The sequence below is a fragment of the Streptomyces sp. NPDC001532 genome (assembly GCF_040298625.1).
In the GTDB taxonomy this organism is placed as follows: Bacteria; Actinomycetota; Actinomycetes; order Streptomycetales; family Streptomycetaceae; genus Streptomyces.
This window is the reverse complement of record NZ_JBEPAL010000052.1, coordinates 37,466-62,152: the sequence shown is the minus strand read 5'-3', so window position 1 is coordinate 62,152 and position 24,687 is coordinate 37,466. Positions and strand designations below refer to the sequence as shown.

Genomic DNA, 24,687 nt, shown 5'->3' with positions numbered 1-24,687 from the left:
GGGGGGGGCGGCGCGGCGCCCCCCCCGCCCCCCCCCCCGGCGCGCCCCCCCCCCCCCAAAAACCCCCCCGGCGGGGGGGCCCCCCCCACCCCCCCCCCCCGGCCGGGTTGTCGCATCAGGTCCCCGCATCCGCCCCCGTGCGAGGCGTGGGGAGCCGCCCGTGTCAGGCGATCGACGCCGAGATGACGGCGGCCACGGCGAGGTTGCAGGACGCCGTCACCCACACCGCCGGGTGGGGCTCCGGGTCGACCAGCGTCGCGCCCAGCCGCCCCGGCGTGATGAGGTCCACCACGAGGAACGCCACGGTCATCATCACCAGGCCCAGCAGCCCGAACACCGCGGTGGACACCAGGCCCTTGCCGAAGTCCTCGTACGTCGTCCAGATCGACGTGAACACGATGCCGCCGATGCCGAGCAGCGAGGAGCTGAGCACGATCGCCGCGTTGCGGTTGCGCTGCTCCCAGATCTGCCGGCCGAGCTTTCCGGGCGTCAGCACGTCGACCATGACGATGCCGAGGACCAGCAGGACCAGGCCCAGGGCGCCGTAGGCGGTGGCTCGGCCGAGTCCGTTGACGATGTCGCTCATGGGGTTGCCGACTCCGTAGCGTGAGAGATCGTGAGTGATCGCGGTCAAGACAAGGCAATGTAGCGCACACGTTCGCCCAATTGACCGGTGTGTCGGTACGGATCGGCAGGGACAGGCGCCCTTGGGAGACCGGCTCTCGCACGGACCGGCTCTCTCAGAGGGCCGGCCCCCTTGGAACGGGTGCCCTTAGGGGCCGGCTCCCTCACAGGCCGACCGCCTCACCCCATGCTCTTGGACCCGTCCAGGGACTCGCGGATGATGTCGGCGTGACCCGCGTGCTGGGCCGTCTCGCCGATGAGGTGCAGCAGGACCCGACGCGCGGACCAGCGGGAGCCCGGCTTGTGCCAGGGAGCCGGGGGCAGCGGCCAGGAAAGGTCGAGGTCGGGCAGCGTGCCGATCAACTCGTCCGTACGGCGGGCCACTTCGTCGTACTCCTTCAGCACTCCGGCCAGCGTCTCACCGGGCAGCATGCGGAACTCGTCGGCCCGCCGGGCCCAGTCGGCCTCGGTCATGTTGTTCCAGTCGCCGAGTACCGACGGGCCCTCCAGGATGAAGTCGACCCAGCCCCGTTCGACCGAGGTGACGTGCTTGACGAGCCCGCCCAGGCACAGCTCGCTCGCGGTGGTCCGCAGTCCGGCCTGCTCGTCGGTGAGGTCACGGGTGGTCAACCGCAGGAAGTGCCGGTGATGGCCCAGCGCCTCCAGCAGGTCGGCACGCTCGCCGGGACCGTCGCTGGGTGCGGGCGGCGTGGTCGGGGTCGTCGGGGCGGTGGCGGGCGTGGTCGGGGCGGTGGTGGGCTGCGTCGCGGTCATCGTTTACGGCCTCCGTCGGCGGTTGCTCCGTGGATGAGGACTACGTTAGGAGCCATGTAGGTCCGATCCTGGCCTAGATGGGCGGACAACCGAGCCGAGAGAGATCTCCTGGTGTGGCAGGTCGAGCCCCTCTGGAGGAACCGACCGCCCTCGGTGTCGCCACCACGATCCTGGCCGGCACCAGTTGCGCAACTGGCCCCTTTCTCAGGCCCGCCCGAGTACGTCTCGCGCCGACGTCCCGCCCGCCTTCACCTTCACCTTCACCTTCGCCTTCACCGTCGCCGCGCCTCCGCCGTCGCCCTCTCCGTCCGGTCAGCCTTGCTTGTGGATGACCACCTCCGGGTGCTCGGCGGTCGGCCCGTCCAGCAGCTTCCGGTCCACCCCCTTCAAATGAAGGTCGAAGAACGCTGTCACGTACGCGCGTGTGATCTCCTGCGACCGCTTGCCGGACAGGGGCTCCTCCGGCGGCAGGAGACCGAGTTGGTCACCGAGGACGGGCACGTCCGTGAACGTGAAGTGCTCCGCGCCGGTGACGTTGATCCAGCGCTTCCAGCCGTCGAGGAGAGGCCAGTCGCGAATCCAGGAGGGGTCGTCGTCGCCGGTGCCCAGCATCATGAAGGGGCGTCCGCCCAGGCCCTGCGCCGGGACCGGCTCCATGAAGGAACCGTCCATGTCGGCCCCGGCGCGCACTCGGTGGTCGCTCGCCATGGTCGTGGCGGCGGAGGCGCCGCCGATGGAGTGGCCGGCCATGCCGATCGACCTGGGGTCGATCATGCGGGCGAGCCGCCAGGCGGGGCGCCGGTCGGCGAGCAGCCGGTCCAGGAGGAAGGACACGTCCTCGGCTCGGCCCCTGGGCACCACGCCGTAGCCACCGGGGGTGATCTTCTCGCAGGCGACGCAGTTCAGCAGGCGCCCACCGGGGAAGGCGGTGCCGACCGATTCGTAGGCGTGGTCGACGGCGGCGACGACGTACCCCTGGCTGGCCAGTTCCTCGGCGAGCACGGTCAGGGTGGAGCGGTTGACGGTGAACCCGGGCGACAGCACGACGAGCGGGAACTCGCCTCGTGCGGGCGTGGCGGCGGGGCGGGAATGGGTGCGGGTCCCGCTGAGCGTTCTGGCGGACACCACGTCGGTCAGCCCTCGGTCGTCGATGAAGGCTTGAGCCTCGGCCGCGGTCATGTACGGAGCCGTCCGGCCGGCGGCGGGCCGTGCCGGGTAGTACATCGACACCATCAGCTCACGCGCCCCGGCCTCCGGTACCCACGGGTCGGGGCGACTGCTGTCGACGAGGTGCAGGGTGTCACGGCCCACCGCGTACGACCCGGTGGGTGGCGGCAGTTCGAGGCGGACGCGGGCGGTCTCGGCGGCCGAAGACCCCGCAGCGGGCGCGGGCGGTGCGGCTTGGGCCACGCCCGTGCCGAGGAGAGCGAGAGACAGACCGAGTAAGGCAGCGGCTGCGCCGCGAGGCAGATGATTCATACCGGTGAGGCTAGGCAGCGGGCCCCGCCCGGGGCGTCAGCCCACGGCCGGAACGGTGTCGGCCCCTGGATGTACGCCGATCTCCGCCCGTGGACGGACAAGGACAGTCCCCTGCCCCTACGGGACACACGAAGTGTGAACCGGCTGGCCGGACCACGGGCCGGACCCGGGCCGGGGCCGGCGCGGCGACGGGCCGGCGACTTGCGCGACATGAGCGGGCTGGTGGGCTGGTGAGCGCGCAAGCGGCGGGAAGTGGCCCCAGCCCCAGCCCCTTCCGACTCGCCGATGTCACGGCCCCGCAACGATGCGAAGGCCGACCCGGCGTCTGGAAACCGACGATGACCGAATATCGTCCCCCGGGGCATAACCTTCGCGCCCATGGAGTGCGACCAACAGCAGGGGGACATCATGACCGGCAGCAAGCTGTCAGGCAGACGCGGCCAGACGCCGTTCCGTACCACCATCACGGCCCTGGGTGCCGCGGGAGTTCTGGCGCTGGTACTCACGGCGTGCGGCGGTGACAGCGGCTCCACGGCGGAGCCTTCCTCCTCGTCCGCGGCCACCGCACAACCGAGTGGCAGCAACGGCGCGAAGGGCGCGGCCACGCCGTCAGGCAAGCCTACGGCGGGTGCGGGCGGCGGCGCGGCGCCCAGCACCGCCGCGCCGGCGGCCTCCACCGCAGCCCCGGCGGCCTTGGAGTCACCGGCGCCCAGCGGAGCAGCCGCCGAGGACGCGGGTGGCGCCGAGGCCGACTGTGATCACAAGATGCCCATCTCCCCGGACGAGATCGCCGTGCTGCGCTACACCCCTGAAGGAGGCTCCCTGAGCCTCATCTTCAAGCACGGCAACTGGGACTGCCCGACACCCGACTCCGACGGCCCGCCCTTCGTGACCGTGGGCAAGGAGACCTTCCTGCCCCTGAACCAGGCCGCGAACATCACCGTCACCGATCCGATCGTGGCGAGCACCGAGAACCAGCCGATCGGCGTGCAGGAGTTCCTCGACTGGTTGGAGGCGCACCCGAACAGCGGCCTGGTGTTCACGTACAAAGTCGGCGCCGACGGCGCCATCGACTCCCTCGACCAGATCTTCACACCCTGACGCCACGAGGCTTGAGTGTCGTGCGGGCGGGGGCGACTCGGCCGTCCCCACATGGGTCGACCCTCCCCGCACGCACTCCTCGCTCCGATCAGCCGGTCACCCGATCAGTCCAGGCACCTGCGAGGCTGCCTTGTCCGCCCCGTCCGCCCTGCTCTCCGTGCGGCTGGCCGGGATGTAACGGGACGTCTCGGTGTACCAAGCCAGCGCACCCTGGCTCATGACCTTGAGCTTGCTGATGACGTCCTGGATCCGCTGGAGATCGGAGGCGGGCAGACGAAGATGACTCACCTGGTCGGGAAAGACGCGCTCGAGGTGAAGGAACTCCGTGATCCGGGCTGCGATGGTGCGGGTGACCAGGCGCCTGGCGTCCGCGGGTGAGAGGCCGTGCAGCCGGCACAGGAGGTTGACGGCGTTGTAGGAGTCGCCGGCCGCGTCGTCCCGGGCCGCTCCGACCAGGTCGTTCTGGAGGATCATGACGCTGAACGCCGTCTCCAGGGTGTCCTGCCAGGCCGTGGTGCGGCGCACCGCATGCGGAACGTCGTAGCCCAGGGCGCCCTCGATGTAAGCCACGTCGAGGATCAGCCCGATCGTCTTGTACCGGCCCCGGAAGTACTCGCAGTGCTTCGACAACTCCAGGTCGATGTCCGGCTTCCGGCGCAGGCGCTCGTTGAGCGCCTCAAGGTTGAAGCCGTAGAGGGCGTCGATGCTTCCGGCGGCGACCTGCTGGTAGTAGGCATCGCTCCCGGCAGCGGCTGTGCGTCGACAGAGCTCGGCCAAGGAACGCAGCAGCAACGGTTGAACGGAGTCGGAGCCACGGGTCCGTACCTCGCCGTCCCCGGCACACCGGATCACGCGTTCCATGTCCAACGACAGCTTCAGCCACTGATCGCATTCCATCTGCAATGCGAGATCGTCCACGCAGGCCCACCAAGACCACCAATGTGCGAGCAACAGGCCATAGTCGAAGCTCGTGTACGGGTAGCAATGACTGGGCCATGCCCCCAGCCGCTCGCGCGCGTATCGGGCCCGCAGTTCCGGGGCGGGCAGCAGACCCGTCTCACACATCCACTCCATCGACTGAGACTGGATCTCATCGACGCGAGGATGGCCCACGGCAGGCGTGCCGGTGAAAGCGGGAATGTTCTCGATGACCATTGAAGCCCTTCGCCTTCCACTTCCAGCCCTGACTCTCGCGCACAGCAGCACGAAGGATCAGGTCCAAGCGCATGTCACGACCGACGTTGGCAGCTGCGGCCGGCCGAACGGCGCAAGAACGTCGGCTCGTCAGAGTGAAGATGCGGCAGAAGAGGCAAGTACACGGCCCGCACCACCACCAGCGCATACGCCACAACCGACGCCGTCACTGACGCCAGGCCGCGGGGCCGAGAGGAGCGCCCTCGGCTCGGGGCGGCGGCGTCACGCCGCGTCGATGAGGCGGCTCTCGTAGGCGAAGATCACGGCCTGTATCCGGTCGCGGAGTTCGAGCTTCTGCAGGATGCGCCCCAGGTGGGACTTCACGGTCGCCTCCGCGAGGTGGAGGGTGGCCGCGATCTCGGTGTTGGACAGGCCGCGGCCCACTTGGACGAGTACCTCGCGCTCGCGTGCGCTGAGCCGGTTCAGTCGCTCGTCGCGTTCGGCGCCGGTGCCGTCGGGGATGTGCGGGCGGAGGTTCTCCAGCAGGCGGCGGGTGATCCGCGGGGAGACCACCGCGTCGCCCGCGGCCACGCTGCGTATCGCGGTGAGAAGTTCCTCGGGCCTGGTGTTCTTCAGCAGGAAGCCCGAGGCTCCGGCATGGAGTCCGGCGAAGGCGTACTGGTCCACGTCGAAGGTGGTGAGGATGAGCACTCTGCTCCGCGGGGAGGCCCGGATGACCTGCCGCGTCGCCTCGATCCCGTCAGTCCCGGGCATCCGGACGTCCATGAGGACGACGTCGGGGCGCAACTCCCGGCTGAGGCGTATGGCCTGCGTGCCGTCCGCGGCCTCGCCGACCGGCGTCATGTCGGGCTGGGCCTCCAGCACCGTGCTGAACGCCATGCGGAGCAGCGCCTCATCGTCGGCGATCAGGATGCGGATCGTCATGCGGACGCCGCTTCGCCGCTGCCGAGGAAGAGGCGCGTACGGACTTCCCAGCCGCCGTCCGGAAGCGGTCCGGCCCGCAACTTCCCTCCGTAGGCTGCCGAGCGCTCGCGCATTCCGGGGATGCCGCGGCCGTCACGGGCGGGGTCGGCTGGTGCGGTGCCGGCACGTGGCGGGCGGGGGCCGCTGTCGGTGACGTTCACTGTGACGCTCTCGGTCGAGCACCGCACGCGGACCGTCGCATGTGTGCCGGTGGGGGTGTGCTTGAGGGCGTTGGTCAAGGCTTCCTGTACCAGGCGGTAGACGGTCAGTTGCGCGGTGGCGGGAACGTGGCTGTGGCCGCCCTGGACCTCGACGCGGGTCGGCAGCCCGGCGGCGCGCATCTGGTCGGCCAGGGACTCCAGTTGCGCGATACCGGGCAGCGGATGGCGCTCAGCGTCCGGTTCGTCGGTCCGCAGGACGCCCAGCGCGCGCCGCATGTCGGTCAGAGCCTGCCGGCCCGTCTCGGAGACCTGGAGCATCGCGGTGGTGGCCTTGTCGGGCGACCGGTGCTGGGCGTAGACGGCGGCGTCGGTGAGCGCGACCATGACCGACAGGTTGTGGGTGACGATGTCGTGCATCTCCCGGGTGATACGCGTCCTCTCCTCAGCGACGGCCAGGCGCGCCTGCTGGTCCTGTTGCTGCTCCAGACGTGCGGCTCGCTCCTCCAGGACCGCGAGGTAGGCGCGCGTGGTCCGCGCGTTCACACCCAGCACGGCGGCGACGACGACCATCGCGGTCACCGCGACGAAGGGGGACAGGAATGCGCCTTCCGTCGTCCAGCTCAGGCAGGCCAGCAGGGCCCCGACTTCCACGACGGCACCGGCGACGAGCGTGCCGCGCCGGCCCGTGTGCGCGGCCGCCGTGTAGAGAGCCACCAGCAAGGCGAGGTCCGCCGGCAGCGGGACGTCCATCAGCCACTGCACGAAGGCCGCGGCCGCCACGACGCCGAACACCGTGAGCGGGGCCCGGCGCCGCCACATCAAGGGCAGCGTGAGGGCGGCGGTTAGGGCCACGGCCACCGGAAGCTCCTCCGCCGCGCGCGTGGTCACGACGTTGAGCAGGAGCAGCGCCGGCAACAGCGAGTCCCACACCGAGGGCGGCAGCCGGAGAGCCCAGCGCCGGGCGGTTCCTCCCCGTCGCGCCGCTCGTACGGAGGCCAGGTCGGCGTACCTCGTCAGCCGCACGGCTGTCTTCGTCCGCCCTACGCGGTCCCGGTAGCGCGCCGAGTGTGCCTTTCCGGGCTCTGCGCCCACCTCGGTCATCAGACGTCCCTGTCCCTGTCCCTGTCCCTGTTCCTGTTCCTGCCGATTCACCATCACGGTGGCTCCGGCCGGGACCGCACCCGCTCGCAGAGGCCGCAGCCGCAACCGGGTCGGGAGCGAGGAGCGCACACGCCGCGCTCGCCGGCGTGTACCGCGGCCTCGTCACCGTAGGCGGTCGGGCCCGCGAAGCGCATGAGCCCACCGTCTGATGGCACCGCGCCGAGGTACGACCGCAGGAGGAGCCCCGCCACCTCCCGCGGTCGCAGAACGGCCATTGACGTGGCGTGCTCGACAGCGACTCCGGTCGCACGGGGGAGATACCTGGATGCGACTGTGGTCGTACGGGCCGGCTGCCCGAATGCGACTCCGGTCGCACAGGGGACGGCCCGCGGATTGCGACCCCGGTCGCACGCGACGGCGACCCGGGATCGATGTGGCATCGCGTACCCCGCCCCGAGGATGGCCGGATGACCGAGAGCATCCCGGGGCTGTACATGTCCTCTCTGGAACTTCTTGTCTTGCTGAGTGCTGTCGCGCTCGTGGTGGCGCGTTGGCTTCCCTCGACTGCCCGCTGGGCTGCCCGCCCACGCGTCACGATCGCGGCGGGGGCGGTACTCGTGCCGTCCGCGATCGTGCTGAGCATGGTGGGGATCCGCTGGCAGATGCTGCCGGTACTGGCAGGCGCTGCCGTCGCGTTGCCTTTCGCCCTCTCTCCGCTGCTACGACGCCGTACCGGCCGACCGGCGTGGCGGGCCCGGTGGTGGCTGGCACTGCCGGGGTCGGTGACGTGCGTGGCACTGACAGCCATGGGGCCGGTGGCCGCCTGGGCCTTTCCTGTGCCCGTGTTCCCCGAGCCGTCCGGCCACTTCGCGGTCGGCACCCGCGTGGTGCAGTGGACCGACCCACGCCGCGGCGAGAGCTTCACCGCCGATCCGCACGACCGGCGCACGGTCGTGGTCCAGCTCTGGTATCCCGCGCAGCAGAGCGCCGCAGGCGCGCAGCGGGCTCAGTACCTCGGACGCAGCGAGAGCGAGGCGCGCACCGTCTCCGATGCCCTCGCCCGCCAGGTCGGCCTGCCAGGCTTCCTGGTCGACGGCGTACCCCGTGCCCGCAGCCGATCGGTCTTCGACGCCCCGGTGGCCGGCGGGGGCGGACGGTTCCCGGTCGTGCTCTTCTCTCCCGGGTCGGGTGGAGTGCGTACGCAGAACACCGCCTGGGCGGAGGAACTGGCCAGCCACGGCTATGTGGTCGCCGCCCTTGACCACCCGTACGACTCCGCGGCCGTCGTCCTCGCCGACGGCCGGACGATTCAAGGCAAGACCGCCTCGACCGGCGACCGGGACAAGGACAACGAGCTGGCGGCCGATTGGACGGCTGTTCGGGCCGCGGACCTCCGCTTCGTCCTCACCCAACTGGACCGTCTGGGCCGAGGTGAGATCACCGGCCCGCTGACCGGACGTCTGGACAGCGGCCGGGTCGCGGTCTCCGGCCACTCCATGGGTGGTGCCGCCGCTCTCCAGGCAGCCCGCCAGGACCACCGGTTCGACGCCGTCATCGATCTGGACGGCTACCCCCACGGCTCCACCTCGCCCCTCCTCCACCAGCCGACCCTCGCGCTCACCCAGGCCATCACCCCCGAGACCGACCGGCGTTACCTACCCCGCCTCACCAAGGCCCTCAAGCACAGCACCGCGACGAGCTACCGGCTCACCATCCCCGGCACGGCACACCTCACCTTCATGGACGGCCCCCTGTACCTGCCGCCTGTCCCCTCGATAGTCGGCTCCCTGGGCCGCACCGAGAGCCCTCACGTCGTCGCCGCGACCACTCTCGCCTTCCTGGACACCACCTTGCGGCACAAGCCCGCTGACCTGGCCGGCGTTCTGTCGGCCTACGGCGATCTCAGCGTCAACCACCCGGACGGCAGCAGCCGCTGATCAGCCGTGCCGTGGCGGCTGACGACACGGCCGTCGTCCTCCCAGGCAGGGCCAGGGCGCGTCGAAGTCGTGGTCCGAGCGCTGCCGCGGTCGCCTCTACAAGGGGCAGTGGACAAGCCCCTTGTAGAGGCGACCGCATCAAGACCGTTCATCGTTCACCTGGGCGAGGTTGTCTTTTCAAACTCACTCGCGCTACCTTGCCGCTCATGACAGTTGGAAATCCAAACTCACTCGCATCCGGGCGCTCCACCGCCTGGATCGTCTCGGCCGGCGTCTTCGTCGTGAACCTGGACCTGTTCATCGTCAATGTGGCGGTCCCCGCTCTCAGCCGCTCCTTCGACGGCGCCTCGCTCGCCTCGCTGTCCTGGGTGCTCAACGCCTACGCGATCGTCTTCGCCGCTCTGCTCGTCGTGGCCGGTCGGCTGGCCGACCGGTACGGCCACCGCCGTGGCTTCCTGCTCGGGCTCGCGGTCTTCACCGTGGCTTCCGCGCTCTGCGCCGCCGCACCCGGCGCCGGCTGGCTGATCGCCGCCCGGGTGCTGCAGGCCGCAGGAGCCGCCGTCCTCATGCCGACATCGCTCGCGCTGCTGCTCGTCAACACCCCCGCCCAACGCCGCCCCCGGGCCATCCGGGGATGGGCTGCCATCGGCGGTATCGCGGCCGGTCTGGGACCCGTGGCCGGTGGACTGCTCGTGGAGGCCGACTGGCGCTGGGTCTTCCTCGTCAACGTGCCGGTCGGCGTGGCCGGTCTGATAGCCGGAGCGCGCGTCCTGCCCGACGCCCGCCCGGACCGCGAAGGCCCGCTGCCCGACCTCGCGGGAGCCGCCCTGCTCACCCTCGCGATCGGCGCACTGGCCCTCGGCCTGGTCAAGGCCGATGCCTGGGGCTGGAGTTCGCCCGGTGTCGTCGGCACCCTCGCCGCCGCGGTCGTTCTCGGCGCCGCCTTCTGGCTGCGGTCGGCGCGGCACGCAGCGCCGATCGTCGAACTGCCCCTGCTGCGCATCCCCGCCTTCACCGTCGCCACCGTCGCGGCGCTGCTCTTCACCGTCGCCTTCGCCGCGATGCTGCTCACCTCCGTGCTGTGGTGCCAGCAGGTCTGGGGCTACTCGGCGATCCGCACCGGCCTGGCGATCGCACCGGGACCACTGGCCGTACCCCTGCTCGCCATGACCCTGGGACCGGTCGTGCGGCGATTCGGCGCGGGACGGACGGCGGCGCTCGGCTGCCTGCTGTTCGCCGGAGGCCTCATCTGGTGGGCTGCCGCGCTCGATACGGACCCGCAGTACGCGAGCACGTTCCTCCCCGGCATGCTGATGACCGGCATCGGAGTGGGCTTCGCCCTGCCGACCCTGGTCGGCGCGGCCGCCGCGGCGCTCCCACCACACCGCTTCGCCACCGGCTCGGCCGTCACCACGATGGCCCGCCAGACAGGTTCCGTACTCGGCGTCGCCGTCATGGTCACCCTCCTCGGCGAACCCCGCACCGCACACGCCGCGCTCACCGGGTTCCGCCACGGCTGGACAGCGGCCGCGGCGGCCGCCGGCATCGCAGCGGTGGCGGCGCTGGCCCTGCACCGACCCGCAGCCGCCACGCCACAGCCCACGGCGGAAGCCCCGGTTGCCGGAGCCCGGTGATCGCGCGTGTGGCGATGGCGTCCAGGTTCGCGGGGACGCGTAACCCCTCGTTCCATCCCTGCGGGCGGATTTGCGTCACGTAGGTGCGCCTGTCCGCACTCCGGTGCGCCCCTGGGTGCCGTTGGTCGCCTATGGCCATCGCGCGGACACGAGAAGGATCCTGGCTGATACGTCGTACGGCTTCACGCTGCGCGACTCGTTCGGAGGGAGCGCCATGAACGATCACCTTCAGAGGGCCGCAGACCAGGCGAGGGCCGACGCGCAACGGATCCGCGACGACTACAACCGCCGCTTTCAGGCGCAATATCGGTCGAGCCGGCCCGCCCGCGACGTCAGCCCCGGGGCGCAGGTGCTTCACGTCGCTCTGATCCTGGGAATCGCGATCACCCTCGTCATCCTCAACTTGCGCTAGGGTCCGGGGCCTTCAACAGCAGAGCAGGCTGCGGCCGTCGCCGCCTTGGCAGGGGCCGTCGGGTCAATGGCAGGTCGTCCAGGACCGCGTCCGGCCTCGAGCGCACCGCCGCGTCCGCGGGCTTCCAGGTGAGCCGCGGTGCCCGTGGTGGTCCGGCGTTGCTCTCGAACAGATGCGTCGGCATGCCCCGGCGGTGCGGCCTCGACGCTGACAGCGACATCGGCGATGAACAGGAAGCTCTCCGACGCACGGAAGCCGGGAACCAGTTCTGCAGCCGCAGACGCAGCCGCAGACGCCGCCGGACGCGCAACGTTCAGGCGTCCGGCGGTTCTCCGCGACGTGCTGGCATTCAACTGCCGTACGCCAGCCGGGCGGTGATCGTCTTGGGGCGCTGGTACTCGTGCAGGGCGAGCGTGCTGAGGTCCGTGCCGTGGCCGGAGGCGCCCCGGCCGCCGTGCGGGAGTTCCGCGGTCTGGACGAGGTGGCAGTTGAGCCAGACCTCACCGGCGTTCAGCCGCCCGGCAAGTTCCAGCCCCGCTCCCAGCTCCCGGGTCCACACGCTGGCCGCCAATGCCTGCGGAACGCCGTTGGCCAGGGCGACGGCCGCGTCCGCGTCTTCCGCCCGCTGCACGGTGAGCAGGGGGCCGAAGACCTCCTCCACCACCGCCGGGTCGTCGTCCGGGAGGTCGGCCAGGATGCGCGCGGGCCGCCAGAAGCCGTTCTCCTCGCCCGGCCCCGGGGCGATGTCGCCCGCCATGCTCCGTCCGGCGGCCGAGCGTCGGACGATGGCGTCGTAGCGGGCCAGCTGATCGGCGTTGTTGAGCGGACCGAAGTCCCGTCCCGCGAGGCACTGGCGAGCCGCCTCGGCCAGCCTCCTCACGGCCTGCTCGTAGTTCTCGCGCAGGGTGATCACGCGGGCGGGAGCGGCACAGCTCTGCCCGGCGTTGTAGGTGCTGGCGCGAGCCAGGTGGATGAAGGTGTCCTCGGGGGCGTCGGGCAGGACGAGGGCGGGGGCGTTGCCGCCGAGCTCCAGACTGACGCGGCGTCCTTCCGCCCGCGTGGTCACGTCGGCGCCGGCGGTCGCGCTGCCGGTGAAGGCGATCATGTCGACGCCCGCCTCGACCAGCAGCCGGCCGGTCTGCCGGTCCCCGGGTACGGCGGTCAGGATGCCGGGTCCGAGTGCCTCGGCGGCGTGCTCGGCGAGGAGTTCGAGGGTGTCGGGGGTGGTCTCGGCGGGCTTGGCCACCACGGTGTTGCCGGCGGCGAGAGCGGGGGCGCACCGCCATGCGGCCATCATCAGCGGGTAGTTCCAGGGCACCACCACGCCCACCACCCCGAGGGGCTCCCAGCGCACCCAGCTCTCGTGCCCCTCGACGAGGGTTCCGGCGGCCGGCGCGGACTGGGCGCGGACGGCGGAGGCGTAGAACCGCAGGAGGTCGGCGACCTGCTCCACCTCGCCCGCGGTCTCGCTGTCGGGCTTGCCGGTCCCGGCCGCCTCCCGCTCGGCGTACGCGGCGACGTTCTCCGTCACCAGCGCCGCCAGCCGTTCCAGTCGGCCGCAGCGTTCCCGGGGTGTCAGGGCGCGCCAGGCGGGCGCCGCCGCACGGGCCGCGCCGACCGCGGACCGAATCCCCTCCTCCCGTGTGACAGGGGCGGTACCACGGACCCGGCCGGTGCGGGGGTCGATGAGAGTGGTCTCCACGGTGCGCTTGCCTCCACTGCTGGTTCTCGCCGCACGCCGAGCGGTCGGCATGACTGCGGGGTCATGGGCCGTTCGTCCGTCGCGGTCGCGGACGGTACGTCCGTCAGGGTTCCGGTTCCGGCGGTCACAGGTCGTACGCCCGCAACCACAGCTCCAGGGTGAGGACCAGCCACAGCTTGCCGCCCTGGCGCGGCAGCAGCGTGCCCTCGCCGCGCATCCAGGTGCGGACGGTGTCGGGCCGGAACAGCCCCCGCTGCCGGGCCGCGCGCCCGAGCAGCAGGTCGCCGCCCAGTTCGCGCAGCGGTCCGCTCAGCCACTGCTGCACCGGGACCCGCATCCCGCTCTTGGGCCGGTCCACCACGGTGGCGGGCAGCAGATCGCGTACGGCCTCCTTCAGCACCGACTTCTCGGCCGTGCCCCGCAGTTTGAGGGCGGGAGGGGTGGCGAAGGCGTGGTCGATGACGCGCCGGTCGAAGAGGGGGGCGCGCCCCTGGAGCCCCTGGGAGGCGGTGAGCCGTTCGACCTTGGTGAGGATGTGGTGGGCGCCCTTGGTCCGCAGATTGCAGTGCAGCAGTTGGTCGAGCAGGTGGGTCATCCGGTCCGGGCCGGTGAGGTAGGGCTCGACGAAGCGCTGCGGGGCCGGGGCGGAGTCCAACGCGGCGAGCGCGTCGGCGGTCAGCAGGTCGGGCAGGTCGGTCCAGCACTTGCGGTAGGAGCGCAGATAGGCGGTGGCCCGGTCCTCGTACCAGGGCGCGTCTGCCGCCCCCGGCGCCCCGGCGTGCATCTCCCGCACCAGCATCGGCAGGTTCTTCGGACCACCGAACACGGGGTCTCCGCCCTCCCCGTTGAGGACGATGCCGAGCCCGTCCCCCGCGACTGCCTCCGCGAGCATCAGGTTCGGTACGGTCAGCGGGTCGCCCACCGGGCTGTCGAGCAGGGCGGCGGCCTCGGCGAGCCGAGCCGCGACCGCAGGACCGGAGACGGTCAGCACCCGGTGCCGGGTGTGGCAGTGGGCGGCGACGAGCCCGGAGTAGCCCAGTTCGTTAGGGAGTTCACCGCCGAAACTGATGGAGTAGGTGTGCACGGGGTGACTGTGCAGCTTCGCGGCGAGGGCGGTGACGAGGGAGCTGTCGACGCCCCCGGACAGCAGGACCGCGACGGCTTCGGCCTCGGGCAGCCGGCGTGCGGTCGCCTCTTCGAGCAGGGCGCGCAGCGTCAGGGCGTAGGTGTCCTCGGGGTGTGCCCCGTCCGGCTCGCCGTGGCCCTCCTGCGGTTCCCAGTACGTCTGTTGGCTGAGGGCCCCGTCGACCGCCAGCCGCACCACCCGTCCGGGCAGCACTTCGCGCACGCCCTCCAGCAGCGTCTCCTCGCCCGGCAGGTAGGCGAAGGTGAGGAAGGAGCGCACGGCGGAGAGGTTCATCCGAGTGCCCAGTGCGGGCCAGCGGCGCAGGGCGCGCAGGGAGGTGGCGGCGGCCCAGGTGTCGCCGGCGCGGGCGTAGAAGAGGGTGCGGGCGCCGACGTGGTCGCGGATCAGCACCAGGTCGCGGCCGTCGAGGACGGCGAGCGCGAACATGCCCTCGGCGAGCGCGACGCCCGGTGCGCCGAGCCGGGCCCACAGCCGCAGCAGCACCTCGCCGTCGCCGCAGCCGGGCGGGGCGGGGGCACCGGCCGTGACGAGCGCGGTGAGCAGGTCGGCGCGGTTGTGCAGGGTGACCTCGCCGACGGCGCGCATTCCGTACGCCTCGAACGGCCCCTCGGCGTGGCCGGGTTCGTCGGGCAGCAGTGCCAGTCCCGGCGCGAGAGGCGGGGCCCCCATGGCGGTGAGGTGGGCGTCGGCGGCCGTGGACCGAACGTCGGGGTGGCCGGGATCCGGGCCGAGACAGACGCAGAAGCGTGCCATGGAGCGAGGGAGTCCTTTCGTCGTTGTGCCCGGCTGCCCCCGCGCGCTCTTCGGGGAGGTCAACCGTGCGCGTACGTGCGTCATGGTGTGTACGCGGCGCCCGGGTCCGGACCGCCGCGAGGCACTCGTTCAGCCGAAGTCGTCGTCGCTCCAGCCGTCTTCGCCATCGCTCCAGTCGTCGCCGTCCCAGTCGTCCCCGCCGCCGCCCCCGCCGTCGCCGCCCGAGGAGGACGAGCTCTGGGCTTGCTGGCGCAGTTCTTCTTCCTCTTCCGGCGTCAGGTGCGCGGGCGGCAACTGAGCGGCGGTGACCGCGAGTCCGGTGACGCCGAGGCCGACGAGGATCGCTCCCATCCGGCCGCCGAACGACGTCCGGTTGATCATCACGGTGTCGCCGCTGCCCCACAGCGTCCGGCCGTAGCCGATGTCCCGCCCGTAGGTCACGGTGCCGTCGGCGAGCAGCCGCTTGACGACACGGTCTCCGAGCAGTTCGTCGGTGCCCGCGCCGCCCCGGTCGTCGTGCCAGTCCACCACGCCACCGGGGCCGCGGCGGCGCCATTCCTGACGGCCGTCCTCGTAGGTGCGGTGGACGCTGCCGTCGGCGAGCAATTCGTCGGTGTAGCCGATTTCGCGGGGGCGGATCATGCTCATCGGTCCTCGGGTCTGCGGTGGTCGGGCATGCGGTCCTCAATTCGGCGTCCGGTCATGCGTCGGGCCAGGTCATGAACCCCGTGGTGCGCAGCTCGCGCAGTTCGCCCCAGACCGAGTGCCGGGACGGCCGGGGGCCGCGGGTCAGGCGCAGCACGGCGCGCAGGAGCCGGGCCGGCGCCACCGCGGCGACCTCCGCGAACCGGCCGCCCGCGAGCCAGGCGACCTCCTCGGGCCGCAGCCCCGGAGGCAGCGGGCCGAGTGGGGGGACGGGGCCGGGTGCGCGCCCGGTCACCAGGCGCAGGGTCCGGGCGTGCCGGGGCACAAGCCCCAGCGAGGCCACCCGTACTCCGGGCACCGGCCCCAACTCCTCGCGTACCCGGGAGGGCAGGGCGACGCCGGTGGGGCTCGCGTCGTGCAGGACGTGCACAGTGGCGCCTTCGGCCCGCTCCAGCGCCGCCACAAGCCGGGGATCGAGTGGCAGGTCGTCGGCCGCGCTCAGGACGGGGCAGGCGGCCTCCAGGTGGACGTGGTTGGCCAGCAGCATCCAGGCGACGGAACGGTCCTGGCAGATCAGCATGCGCGGCAGCCCGTACGCGTAGAGGTCGGCCTCGCGTGCGGGTCCGCCGATCGTCCGGGCGGCACGGCTCGGGGGCGGAAGGAGTCCGGCCGGCTCCAGTCCCCGCAGCGCCTCGGCGAAGCGGGGCAGCCTGAGGGGCGGGCGCGGGCTGTGCGGGATGCGGCGCAGTGGCGAGGGAGTCGGCCTCAGGACGCGGCACGTCTCGTAGTACAGCTGCCGTTCGGTGTAGCGGATCCCGCCGGGCAGGGACGCGCGCCGGGCGGCGACGCCGATCGCCCGCTCCAGAACCATCCGCGAGACCGGGCGCAATGGCCCGGGCGGCTCGATGGGGGTGGGCATGTCAGCTTTCGTCCTTCCCGGGTGACGACTGGGGCCGGTTCGGGAAACCGAACTCGGGGGTCCGCCCACGCGTCGGCGCCGCGCGCCGGACGGCGACGGCGGCGACGCTCGTGGACACGGCGGCCGTGCGCGGCTCGACGAGGTGACGCATGTCAGATCCCCTCCGGCTCGGGCGGCTGCGGCCAGCTCAGGAAGCCGAGCTCGGCGGCCCGCCGACGCGCCGGATCCGGCGCGCTCCGGGCCCGCTCGACGCCTCGGGCGACGGCCGCCTCCAGCAGGGCCGGGGGGACCGCGGCGACCGGACTCAGCCAGCCCAGGCGCAGCCATGCGGCGTCCGCCGGGGCGAGCCGTTCCATCCGCCGGAGCCAGTCGGCCCCGCCGGACCCGACACTCTCGGGGGGATCCTCATGGAGAACGACGGCCCTGCGGTTGCCCCGGACCGCCTTCACCGGCAGGCCCGCGTCCACGACCACCGCGTCGGGGCGGTTCGCGCGAACGTCGGCGAGCAACTGGAAGCCGCGGGCGCTCGCGTCGTGCAGGACGACCACGGGCCCGGAGGGCGGCAGATCGGCGAGCCGGGCGACGAGGGTCAGTTCCAGCCGGTGCGGGAAGTCGTTGACGGACAGGAAGACGCGTACCGCCCGGTCCGGGCACAGCAGCGCCACCGTCCGCTCCTGCCGGTCCCGGTCCGTGGGCAGGAACGCGGCGTCGCCGGCCTTCTCCTCGTCCACGACGCCGGGCGGCAAACCGCCGTAGACCTCCACCCAACGCCCGAGCATCATGCTCCGAAAGGCGTGCGCGTACGGCAGCACGTATGCGCCGGCACGGCGGGCCGGCCTGCGTGGCCGCCCCCTCGCCATCAGGTACACGACGACGGCCGCCCCCACGCTGCCCCACCAGATCAGTCCGGCGTGAGCGCTGTCCGGCAGCCGCACGGCGAGCGCCGCCAGTCCGGCGACGAGCACCACCGCAGCCGTGCGTCCCACCCATGGTGAGCGACCGCTGCGCGCAGCCGCGTCCCAGGTGCGGTTCTCGGCGCGGGCCAGGTACCACAACTGGGTGAGGGTGACCGTGCGGCGGCCCTCGTCGGTGTGGAGGCGGGCGATGCGCTCGATCCTCGTGTCGTGCATGCCGCGGCCGTGCACCTTGGGATCGAGGGCGAAGGCCAGCTCGCAGTGGGAGCACACGCTGTCGGTGCGTTCCTTGCGCGGCAGGGAGGTCCGGCAGTGCGGGCAGATCATGTACCGCCTCCGCCGGGCCAGGTCATGAAGCCCAGGCAGGCGGCGCGCCGACGTTCCGGGTCGGTGGCCGTGCCGGCGCGCTCGACGGCTCGGGTGACGACCGCGAGAAGCTTGGCGGGCGGGACGGCGACCAGGGGCAGCCCCCAGCCCTTCGACAGGCGCTTCAGCTGGTCGGGGGAGTACTCCCCGCCGCGTCGCAGGACGTCCATGACAGCGTCGCCGGGCGGCTCGCCCCGTACGGGCACGGCGTTCGGACGGTCCCGCGCGGCGTCGGGCGGCAGTCCGAGGTCCACGACCCGGTGTCCGGGGTACGCCGCGCGCACGCGGTGGACGAGTGCGAGGCCGACGGCGTCGGCGTCGTGGAGCACCAGGACCGTTCCCGGGCCCGACGGGTCGAGGGCGGCGGGCAGTCCGTCGGGCGTGGCGACCAGGCGCAGCCCGTGGCGGGCCGGCAGGCCGGCGGCATCCAGGAAGACGGCGACGGACGGGTCCGGGCAGAGCAGCACGAGCCCGCCGGACGCGGGTTCGGCCGGTACCGCCGAACGGTCCCCGCCGGTACGGGAGGTACGCGAGGACGGCCGAGGTGAGGGATACTCCTTGTCGCTGATCACCCCCGGCGGGAGTGAGCCGTAGACGTCGTTCCACTCCCGCATCAACTCGGTACGGAAGACCTCCCGGGAGACGCGCGGCCGGCCTCGCCTCCATCCCGACGCCCCCGCGATGAGACAGCCGAGGGCGGTGACCAGGAGCAGACCCCCCAGCAGCGCGAAGAGCACCGCATCGCCGATCAGCCCGGCGACGCCGAGGACGAGGCCCAACACGGCGGCCACTCCGCCGCAGCCCGCCTCCACATCGGTGTCCTGAAGCGACTTGCGGGACAGGGCGTACCACAACTGGCCGGTGGTGCAGCGCAGTCGGCCTTCCTCGGTGAGCTTGGCGGCGACGCGGCGGACACGGAGGTCGTTCAGGCGCAGGGGGTTGGTCTTGGGGTCCAGTGCGTACCTGCGGCCGCATTTGCCGCAGACATTGCCGGGGCGTTCCTTGCGCAGCAGGGACTGTTCGCAGTGCGGACAGATCACGCGGGGCCCTCCAGCCGGTGGGCCAGCCGCCGCAGCCGGGCGGCCAGGCGTTCCTTGACGGTGGTGACACCCGCTCCCCGCAACCGCTGGACCCGCTCGATGTCACGCAGCGCGGCGGCCAGCGCCAGGTAGTCGGTGCGGGCAAGGGTGCTGGTGCCGGTGGAGCCGGGAGGCGCGACCGTGCCGTCCGCCGGGCCCGCCGCCCTGCGGTCCGCCTCGGGGGCGGTGATCGCGTAGTCCTCGTGGTCGATGCCGTAGCCGGTGTTGGCGGCCAGAATGGTCAGCGGAGAAGTGTCCCGATTGGCGAAGGAATGCGGCATCATCTCGGGAATTCTTATCAACTCGCCCGGTGTCAGCGGGACTTCCGCGACCCGGTCGCGGTCGGCGTCGTACAGGCCGCAGGACGCGTAGCCCAGGCTGAGGACGAAGTGCTCACCGCCGTGCGCGTGCGGGGTGAAGGCGCTGCGCGGGCCGACGGTACCGAGCTTGACGGTGGCGTTGGAGGGACGCTCGGGCGAGGTGGCGGCGTCGCCCACCAGGTAGTGGGCGAACTGCCCGTCGTCGATGAACCGCAGGAGATCCCGCTCCGGACCGAGGTCGCGGGCGCCGTCCCGGTCGGCGAGGACGATCGAGCCGTCGGGCAGCAGTCGGTAGAGCCGCACACCGCCCGGCAGGTCCCCCACCCCGCTCCGGCTCTTCGCGACGGTGGCCGTACCCGGCGCGCTTTTCTGAACATCACCGAACAAGAGTTCCCCCTCATGCCCGCCCCGGCGAGTACGCGAATGGTAAGGCGCTGATCGCGAACGCGGGGAGGGTCCGAACGAAACCTGCGGTGACACCGCGGTGAACCACGGGCTGACACGGTATGCGGGCGAGGGAAACGGCAGCGCGCTCTTCACCCCCGTCGCGCGCCTCCGCACACCCCTGAGCGCCGGGTGCGGATGGCCGATTCCGGACCCCCGTAAGGGAGTTCGGCATCGCACGGGGTATGCCTTGTGCGTCTGTGGGCGCGGGAGCGGGGAGGCCGGCACTGTGGCACGCCTTTCGTGGACGTCCGATACCGCTGCCTCGCGCCGGCCACGCACCCGTCACGTCGTTCGCCGACTGCGCGCCCAAGGCATGGCCGGACCCACGTTCCGCGACGTGCTGCCCGCCCTCACAGGGACGGTGTTGACCCTCAGCTCCGTCGTCGCCGCCCTGGCTGTGGGGTACCGGGCCGCGGGAGTCGGCGTGCCGCTCGCCGCGATCGCGGTCCTGGTGCTGGCCGTACCCCTAGTGATCCGGCGCCTGCGTCCGGGCGCCCGCCGCCGCAAGGGCCACTACACCGCCCGAGAGCTGTTCGCACTCGACACCCAGGAACTCGCGCTGGCGGTCGCCCGGATGCTGCGCCGGGACGGCTGGCGCGTGCGGCTGCTGGCAGAGCCGGAACGACCGCGCCTGTACGCGAGGCGAGCGGACGGCCGCGAACTGCACGTGGTCTTCCGCCCGGTGGCCGAACCGCTGCCGGACGAGGCCCCACCGCCTCCCCGCGCGCGGCGGACGGAGCCGGACCGCCTCGTCCACCTGGTCGTGCACCGGGGCACCTTCCGCGCCCGTGACATCCGGTGGGCGCGACGCCAGGGAGACACCTGCCTCCTCGACGGCACCGCCCTGGTGCGCTGGGCGTCGGGCACCCCCTTCGACGAACTGCGCCAAGAGGAGAGGTGACGGGGTGCCGGCACCCGTGTCGCCCGGGCGTGGCGGCGCAGGGGCCCGGCCGGAGATCACGGGACTGCTCGCCACCGGAGCCACGGCGGTGCGTGCACATCACGGACACGAGCGAACAGGGCGGCGACACTCGCGTGACCAGGGCGCACAGGCCCTGACCGGAGTGAAATCCGGTTGTCCGGAGGAACGTTCGGCGTCTACCGTCAAGCCTCATCGACGTGTAGCTCAGTAGCCAGAGCACCGGGCTTCTCACCCGGAGGGCGCAGGGGCGGAACCTGCCACGTCGGCTCATCGACGTGTAGCTCAGCAGCAGAGCACCGGGCTCGGGACCGGAGGGGGCGGGGGCGGCACCCGCCACGTCGGCTTATGAACGACGACGCTGACCAGCAGCACTACGCAGAGGCCAACCCGGCCTACGTCTCCGGCCAAATGGCCAGGGCGCTCAGCACCGCGCTCACCCACGACGACCGCGACACCCGCCGGCGCGCCGGGGAACGGCAGCGTGCGTGGCGGTCCGTGCTGGCGGGCATGGCGAACGGCCTGCTCACCATCGGCTCCCGCACACCGGTCCGCGATATGCCCGCGTGGGTGACACCCGAGGTGCTCCGGGGCGGCTTCGCTACCGGCGCGCCCAGCGCCGGCGGGCCCATGACGCAGTACGAGACCGACGCCGCGCGCCGCGCCGGGGTGCCGCTGGACCGCCAGGCGCTCTTCGCGTACTGGCTGTCCGAGGACGGGCTGGCACGGCTCCACGAACTCCTGGACAGCGGACGGTACGAGGTGACCGTCCCCGAGGAAGCCGCCCTGCTCACGGTGGCCTGGCTGGCCCGGACCGGAGAGACGGACGCGGCGATCGGACTCGTCGAGGAACTCGCCCCGTTCGCCGGACGGCTGCGGTTCACGCCCCGCCCTTCCACCCGTGAGGCGCCCGACGCCGATGTCGTGCACCGGCGGACCGTCGCCGAGGCCGGTGAGAGCCTGGCACGACGGCGGACCAGCGATGCGGTGGAGACACAGCGAGAGGCGCTGGCCGTCTGGCAGCCGTTCGGTGACCAACTTCTCGGCCACTGGCTGGAGACCGCCGACGCCGGACAGTCGCTCCGGGTCCTGACCCGTACCCCCGACGCCGCCTGGCACGAGCACGGTGCCGAACTGCTGCGCCGCTACAACGACTTGAGCGAACGCCATACCTACTGCACCAAGCACCGCGATCCCAAGGGGAACCTGGGCATCCTCCGAGGTGCGTTGGAAGAGGTCGTCGCCCGACGGGAACTGGACGCGCGCCGGCTCGGCTTGCTGCGGCACGCCGTCACGTCCATGGTGCGGCGGCGTGGGCTGCCCGGCTCCGCACAGCTCACCGCACTGCGCCGCGAGCAGGCCGCGCAGGCGGCACTGCCCTCGCACCATGCGCTGGCCCAGCTGGTGCTGCGACGGCTCTCCGGACTCGACCAGCAGGCAGGCGTCGCCGAGGTGGCGCCTCTCGTCGCCCAGGTGAGCGAGGACGAGGCACGGGAAACGGGTCTGCCCGCGGGTGCGGTGATTCCGGCCGGCGTCCGGCGACCCGTCGAGTCCGCGCTGAGCGCGCCGTTGAGCACCCTCGTGGAACGCGGAGTCGTACCCTCCGCGGAGGTGCTGGCCGGGCTGGTACCGCAACTCGTCGCCGCCACCACCGCACAGGCCTATCGCGACCCGGCCCTGCGTACGCTGGCGGCCGCCCATCACCGGGCGTTCGCGGGCCGCCGTTCGCTGCTGCTGCTCAACCTGCAGCGCCAGGTGCGCGCGGAGGAACTGCCATGGGTACGGGCCGTGGCCGGACAGCGCGTGGAGGGGGCGGCGGGTGCGGTGTCGGCCGTCGCGCTGCGGCAGCTCGGTGAGCTGGCCGTGCATGCCTTCCCTGGCACGATCCTGCCCAATCCGCTGATCCGTGAGCTGTCCCTACTGGCCCGCCAGGCCGAGCTGGGCGCTCCCCTGGTCGAGGAGCTGGCCGCGGACATCTTCATGGGCACGTTCAGCCCGAAGTTCCTCGCCGCGGCCCGGGTCGCGGCGGAACTGCTGGGCGGCGGCTCGCTCTACGAGCGTTACTACGCCATCGACTACCGGGCCATCCGGAACATGGCGATCGTCGAGGCCGCCGAGACACTGACGACGTCGTACGGGGTCAGGACCTCGCCCGGCTTCGCGAAACTGTGCGTCGAGCGGGCGGAGGCCGGCTCGTCCGGGGCACGGCGGGCAACCGGATCGGTGGCCGCGAACGGCAAGGTGATCGAGCAGGCGCAGATCCTCACCACGCACAACCTGGCCACCCTCGTTCACCGGGTCGGCATCGAGCCGGACGTGGGCTGGGCGGACCTGGCCCGCCGCTGCTTCGTCACCGTGTGCCGTCTGACCGGTCGCGTGCACGGCAACCCGCGTCCGCTCAGCACCATCAAGGACGTGGCCTACGCCTGGCGCCAGATGGTGTTCCACCTGTCCCTGTGCGGCACCGGCGAGCGGGACCGCTTCCTGGCCTCGCTGCCGGAGGAGCTGGCCCGGCACCCTCGCCACGTGGCGGGACGGCTCGCCCCTGCCCTGACCGGCCTGCGCCAGGTCACCGAGGGCGGTACGGCGGACGAGGGCGCCGGGCGCCTGCTCCTCGGCTGGGCCACGGACGGACACTGGCTGCGTCCGGACCCGGCATCGGCGGGCTGAGTCCGCGGGGGCAGGGCCGCGCGTCCTTGGGGCGCGCGGCCCTGCCGGTCCCTGATCGGACTCGCCGGCGTTCAAGCGCCTGGTTCGACCAGCGGCACACCGTCAACGCCCTTTCCAGCCTCGACGGTTTTTGGCGCTCATGTCGGCGACTGGGGCAAGCAAGGGCCTGGCAAGCAAGGGCCCGGATTCCTCGACCGGCGCCTCGCCTTGCAGGCAGCTCCCGTCTTCCAGGAGCGGACGATTCCGATCTCGAACTGATGGAGAACCGGACGTTCGACGGCCACATCCGAGAACTCGTCTGCCGGCCGACCCTGCACGCCTGAGGCCGCCCACGCGTCCACCCCTCCACCACCTGTCCGGCCGACGGTCTCAACAACTCCGGCAGGGCCCCCGAGGGGGACACCCCCGTCCCTGACCGCGTGTCCTCACTCCGGACCGACCTCGACTGTCGTCGTGACCCGCGTGAGAGCGGGACACCGTGGCACCGAGCCGAAACCGAACCGTACGGGCGGTGCGACCGGTGCGATCGTGCCGAGGTCCGTGTCCTCGAAGACCGCCGACACCGTGCGGATCGGCCGCAGATCACGAGCGCCGTACCACTCCCTGCGGCCACCGCCCGCGCTGCCCCGCGTCCGTACACCGCGCAGCAGTCCACGCGCGGGCAGGTCGGTCAGCGCGCTCCACGCCGGACGGCGGCCGATCACGCCGGGCACCGCGCGCAGCAGAAGCCCCAGGAGTCCACGCCGCCCGATGGTGAAGCGCAGGTGGAGAGAGCCCGCGGCGACGGTCCAGGTGTCGCCCTCGGCCCTTACCTCGACGGGAACGACCAGCACGGTGTCGAAGGTGTAGGTCCCGCTGATGAAGTCCGCCGTCTCACGGGTGGGAGCCAGCAGGAGCCGTTCCCCGTCGGGCCGCTCGATCATCACGTCGCTGAAAGGACCGAACGGCGACCAGGGCCAGTGCCCCAGCACGACGCGCGTCCCGGAGGCCGTGCCGAGACCTGCGATCCAGCCGTCGAAACGCAGCCGCGACGGCCGTCTGCCGGAGCCGAGGACGCGCTTCATGGGCAACCGGTCCAGTCGAACCGGCCGGGGAGAGGTGTGGCGGTGGGCACGGTGTCCTCCAGTTCGTCCGTCGAGTACGGCGGCGGCGACGACGTGTGCCGACGGACGCCCCCAGTCATTGTCAGCGGACAGGTGTACGCCCGGCACGGCGAGATCCGCCACCCACGCCGGGACGGCACCTTTCAGGGGCGGGGCTCCAGCACCTCCCCGACGCCCGTCTCGGTGCCGTAGCTGCGCAGAGTGGTGAACTGGGCCGACAGCGGCAGTGGCGGCAGCAGTTCGGGCACCCGCCGACCGGCGAAGGCACCGGTGCGCCGCGTCCGGCCGAGAGTGACGTGCGGGCTCCACCGCCCCCGGGGCGTGAAAGGGACGACCACATCAGATCCAGCAAGCCGACAGTC

General features: G+C 72.2%; 21 protein-coding genes and 2 tRNA genes. 8 read left to right on the top strand and 15 right to left on the bottom strand.

Going from position 1 to position 24,687, the window contains the following annotated elements; translation table 11 throughout:
• Positions 1–163: 163 nt before the first annotated feature.
• The 3 genes from ABT232_RS33430 to ABT232_RS33420 all read right to left on the bottom strand — a co-directional run bounded on the left by ABT232_RS33430 (position 164) and on the right by ABT232_RS33420 (position 2,877).
• On the bottom strand, positions 164–586 hold the full coding sequence (locus ABT232_RS33430; RefSeq protein ID WP_351847187.1) for a DUF350 domain-containing protein: 423 nt from the start codon (positions 584–586) through the stop codon (positions 164–166).
• 218 nt (positions 587–804) lie between these two features.
• Positions 805–1,398 carry a DinB family protein gene (locus tag ABT232_RS33425; protein ID WP_351847184.1) on the bottom strand — a complete coding sequence of 198 codons (594 nt, stop codon included), beginning with the start codon at positions 1,396–1,398 and terminating at the stop codon, positions 805–807.
• A 312-nt stretch (positions 1,399–1,710) separates the two neighbouring features.
• Entirely contained in the window at positions 1,711–2,877 is a 1,167-nt protein-coding gene (locus tag ABT232_RS33420; protein WP_351847181.1) for an alpha/beta hydrolase family protein, read from the bottom strand.
• A gap of 378 nt (positions 2,878–3,255) precedes the next feature.
• On the opposite strand from ABT232_RS33420, the gene ABT232_RS33415 reads away from it, so the two are divergent.
• Positions 3,256–3,978, top strand: a complete 723-nt coding sequence (locus ABT232_RS33415; protein ID WP_351847179.1) for a hypothetical protein — start codon at positions 3,256–3,258, stop codon at positions 3,976–3,978.
• 96 nt (positions 3,979–4,074) lie between these two features.
• Here the strand turns inward: ABT232_RS33415 and ABT232_RS33410 are convergent, their stop codons facing one another.
• The 3 genes from ABT232_RS33410 to ABT232_RS33400 all read right to left on the bottom strand — a co-directional run bounded on the left by ABT232_RS33410 (position 4,075) and on the right by ABT232_RS33400 (position 7,280).
• Positions 4,075–5,133, bottom strand: coding sequence for a terpene synthase family protein (locus ABT232_RS33410; protein WP_351847176.1), 1,059 nt, complete (start codon positions 5,131–5,133; stop codon positions 4,075–4,077).
• Between the two features lie 261 nt (positions 5,134–5,394).
• Positions 5,395–6,057 carry a response regulator gene (locus tag ABT232_RS33405; protein WP_351847173.1) on the bottom strand — a complete coding sequence of 221 codons (663 nt, stop codon included), beginning with the start codon at positions 6,055–6,057 and terminating at the stop codon, positions 5,395–5,397.
• Entirely contained in the window at positions 6,054–7,280 is a 1,227-nt protein-coding gene (locus ABT232_RS33400) for a sensor histidine kinase (RefSeq protein WP_351847170.1), read from the bottom strand. The genes ABT232_RS33405 and ABT232_RS33400 overlap by 4 nt, the downstream gene beginning before the upstream one ends.
• Positions 7,281–7,825: 545 nt before the next feature.
• Here ABT232_RS33400 and ABT232_RS33395 point away from each other — a divergent pair.
• The 3 genes from ABT232_RS33395 to ABT232_RS33385 all read left to right on the top strand — a co-directional run bounded on the left by ABT232_RS33395 (position 7,826) and on the right by ABT232_RS33385 (position 11,341).
• Positions 7,826–9,295: an alpha/beta hydrolase family protein gene (locus ABT232_RS33395; RefSeq protein ID WP_351847168.1), complete on the top strand. Its 1,470-nt coding sequence runs from the start codon at positions 7,826–7,828 to the stop codon at positions 9,293–9,295.
• Positions 9,296–9,501: 206 nt separating this feature from the next.
• On the top strand, positions 9,502–10,929 hold the full coding sequence (locus ABT232_RS33390; RefSeq protein ID WP_351847165.1) for an MFS transporter: 1,428 nt from the start codon (positions 9,502–9,504) through the stop codon (positions 10,927–10,929).
• Positions 10,930–11,143: 214 nt separating this feature from the next.
• A complete protein-coding gene (locus ABT232_RS33385; protein ID WP_351847162.1) occupies positions 11,144–11,341 on the top strand; it encodes a hypothetical protein in 198 nt (65 codons plus the stop codon).
• A gap of 349 nt (positions 11,342–11,690) precedes the next feature.
• On the opposite strand, the gene ABT232_RS33380 is transcribed toward ABT232_RS33385, so the two are convergent.
• The 7 genes from ABT232_RS33380 to ABT232_RS33350 form a co-directional block, all read right to left on the bottom strand.
• Positions 11,691–13,043, bottom strand: a complete 1,353-nt coding sequence (locus ABT232_RS33380; protein WP_351847160.1) for an aldehyde dehydrogenase family protein — start codon at positions 13,041–13,043, stop codon at positions 11,691–11,693.
• Positions 13,044–13,167: 124 nt separating this feature from the next.
• Positions 13,168–14,943: an asparagine synthetase B family protein gene (locus tag ABT232_RS33375; RefSeq protein ID WP_351847157.1), complete on the bottom strand. Its 1,776-nt coding sequence runs from the start codon at positions 14,941–14,943 to the stop codon at positions 13,168–13,170.
• A gap of 129 nt (positions 14,944–15,072) precedes the next feature.
• Positions 15,073–15,585, bottom strand: a complete 513-nt coding sequence (locus ABT232_RS33370; protein ID WP_351847154.1) for a hypothetical protein — start codon at positions 15,583–15,585, stop codon at positions 15,073–15,075.
• Positions 15,586–15,643: 58 nt separating this feature from the next.
• A complete protein-coding gene (locus tag ABT232_RS33365) occupies positions 15,644–16,507 on the bottom strand; it encodes a hypothetical protein (RefSeq protein ID WP_351847152.1) in 864 nt (287 codons plus the stop codon).
• A 152-nt stretch (positions 16,508–16,659) separates the two neighbouring features.
• Complete coding sequence (locus ABT232_RS33360) at positions 16,660–17,748, bottom strand: hypothetical protein (RefSeq protein WP_351847149.1); 1,089 nt, start codon at positions 17,746–17,748, stop codon at positions 16,660–16,662.
• Positions 17,745–18,827 carry a hypothetical protein gene (locus ABT232_RS33355; protein ID WP_351847146.1) on the bottom strand — a complete coding sequence of 361 codons (1,083 nt, stop codon included), beginning with the start codon at positions 18,825–18,827 and terminating at the stop codon, positions 17,745–17,747. Before ABT232_RS33355 ends, ABT232_RS33360 begins: the two co-directional genes overlap by 4 nt.
• Positions 18,824–19,510, bottom strand: a complete 687-nt coding sequence (locus ABT232_RS33350; RefSeq protein WP_351847144.1) for a cupin domain-containing protein — start codon at positions 19,508–19,510, stop codon at positions 18,824–18,826. The genes ABT232_RS33355 and ABT232_RS33350 overlap by 4 nt, the downstream gene beginning before the upstream one ends.
• A gap of 436 nt (positions 19,511–19,946) precedes the next feature.
• On the opposite strand from ABT232_RS33350, the gene ABT232_RS33345 reads away from it, so the two are divergent.
• From ABT232_RS33345 to ABT232_RS33330, 4 genes are all read left to right on the top strand, one after another.
• Positions 19,947–20,534, top strand: a complete 588-nt coding sequence (locus ABT232_RS33345) for a hypothetical protein (protein WP_351847142.1) — start codon at positions 19,947–19,949, stop codon at positions 20,532–20,534.
• A gap of 214 nt (positions 20,535–20,748) precedes the next feature.
• Positions 20,749–20,821: transfer RNA gene (locus tag ABT232_RS33340), tRNA-Arg, on the top strand.
• A gap of 5 nt (positions 20,822–20,826) precedes the next feature.
• Positions 20,827–20,897, top strand: a tRNA-OTHER gene (locus ABT232_RS33335).
• Between the two features lie 3 nt (positions 20,898–20,900).
• Positions 20,901–23,222 (top strand): hypothetical protein, encoded by a 2,322-nt coding sequence (locus ABT232_RS33330; RefSeq protein ID WP_351847140.1) that lies wholly within the window; start codon positions 20,901–20,903, stop codon positions 23,220–23,222.
• 425 nt (positions 23,223–23,647) lie between these two features.
• Here ABT232_RS33330 and ABT232_RS33325 read toward each other — a convergent pair whose 3' ends face one another.
• Together ABT232_RS33325 and ABT232_RS33320 are read right to left on the bottom strand one after the other, a co-directional pair.
• Positions 23,648–24,286, bottom strand: a complete 639-nt coding sequence (locus ABT232_RS33325; RefSeq protein WP_351847137.1) for a hypothetical protein — start codon at positions 24,284–24,286, stop codon at positions 23,648–23,650.
• 182 nt (positions 24,287–24,468) lie between these two features.
• Positions 24,469–24,663, bottom strand: a complete 195-nt coding sequence (locus ABT232_RS33320) for a hypothetical protein (RefSeq protein ID WP_351847134.1) — start codon at positions 24,661–24,663, stop codon at positions 24,469–24,471.
• Positions 24,664–24,687 lie beyond the last annotated feature (24 nt).

Excerpts from the sequence above, each read along its gene's own strand:
- ABT232_RS33430 (WP_351847187.1), bottom strand. The coding sequence starts at position 586 with ATGAGCGACATCGTCAACGGACTCGGCCGAGCCACCGCCTACGGCGCC.
- ABT232_RS33425 (WP_351847184.1), bottom strand. The coding sequence starts at position 1,398 with ATGACCGCGACGCAGCCCACCACCGCCCCGACCACGCCCGCCACCGCC.
- ABT232_RS33420 (WP_351847181.1), bottom strand. The coding sequence starts at position 2,877 with ATGAATCATCTGCCTCGCGGCGCAGCCGCTGCCTTACTCGGTCTGTCT.
- ABT232_RS33415 (WP_351847179.1), top strand. The coding sequence starts at position 3,256 with ATGGAGTGCGACCAACAGCAGGGGGACATCATGACCGGCAGCAAGCTG.
- ABT232_RS33410 (WP_351847176.1), bottom strand. The coding sequence starts at position 5,133 with ATGGTCATCGAGAACATTCCCGCTTTCACCGGCACGCCTGCCGTGGGC.
- ABT232_RS33405 (WP_351847173.1), bottom strand. The coding sequence starts at position 6,057 with ATGACGATCCGCATCCTGATCGCCGACGATGAGGCGCTGCTCCGCATG.
- ABT232_RS33395 (WP_351847168.1), top strand. The coding sequence starts at position 7,826 with ATGACCGAGAGCATCCCGGGGCTGTACATGTCCTCTCTGGAACTTCTT.
- ABT232_RS33390 (WP_351847165.1), top strand. The coding sequence starts at position 9,502 with ATGACAGTTGGAAATCCAAACTCACTCGCATCCGGGCGCTCCACCGCC.
- ABT232_RS33385 (WP_351847162.1), top strand. The coding sequence starts at position 11,144 with ATGAACGATCACCTTCAGAGGGCCGCAGACCAGGCGAGGGCCGACGCG.
- ABT232_RS33375 (WP_351847157.1), bottom strand. The coding sequence starts at position 14,943 with ATGGCACGCTTCTGCGTCTGTCTCGGCCCGGATCCCGGCCACCCCGAC.
- ABT232_RS33370 (WP_351847154.1), bottom strand. The coding sequence starts at position 15,585 with ATGATCCGCCCCCGCGAAATCGGCTACACCGACGAATTGCTCGCCGAC.
- ABT232_RS33365 (WP_351847152.1), bottom strand. The coding sequence starts at position 16,507 with ATGCCCACCCCCATCGAGCCGCCCGGGCCATTGCGCCCGGTCTCGCGG.
- ABT232_RS33360 (WP_351847149.1), bottom strand. The coding sequence starts at position 17,748 with ATGATCTGCCCGCACTGCCGGACCTCCCTGCCGCGCAAGGAACGCACC.
- ABT232_RS33345 (WP_351847142.1), top strand. The coding sequence starts at position 19,947 with ATGGCCGGACCCACGTTCCGCGACGTGCTGCCCGCCCTCACAGGGACG.
- ABT232_RS33330 (WP_351847140.1), top strand. The coding sequence starts at position 20,901 with ATGAACGACGACGCTGACCAGCAGCACTACGCAGAGGCCAACCCGGCC.
- ABT232_RS33325 (WP_351847137.1), bottom strand. The coding sequence starts at position 24,286 with ATGAAGCGCGTCCTCGGCTCCGGCAGACGGCCGTCGCGGCTGCGTTTC.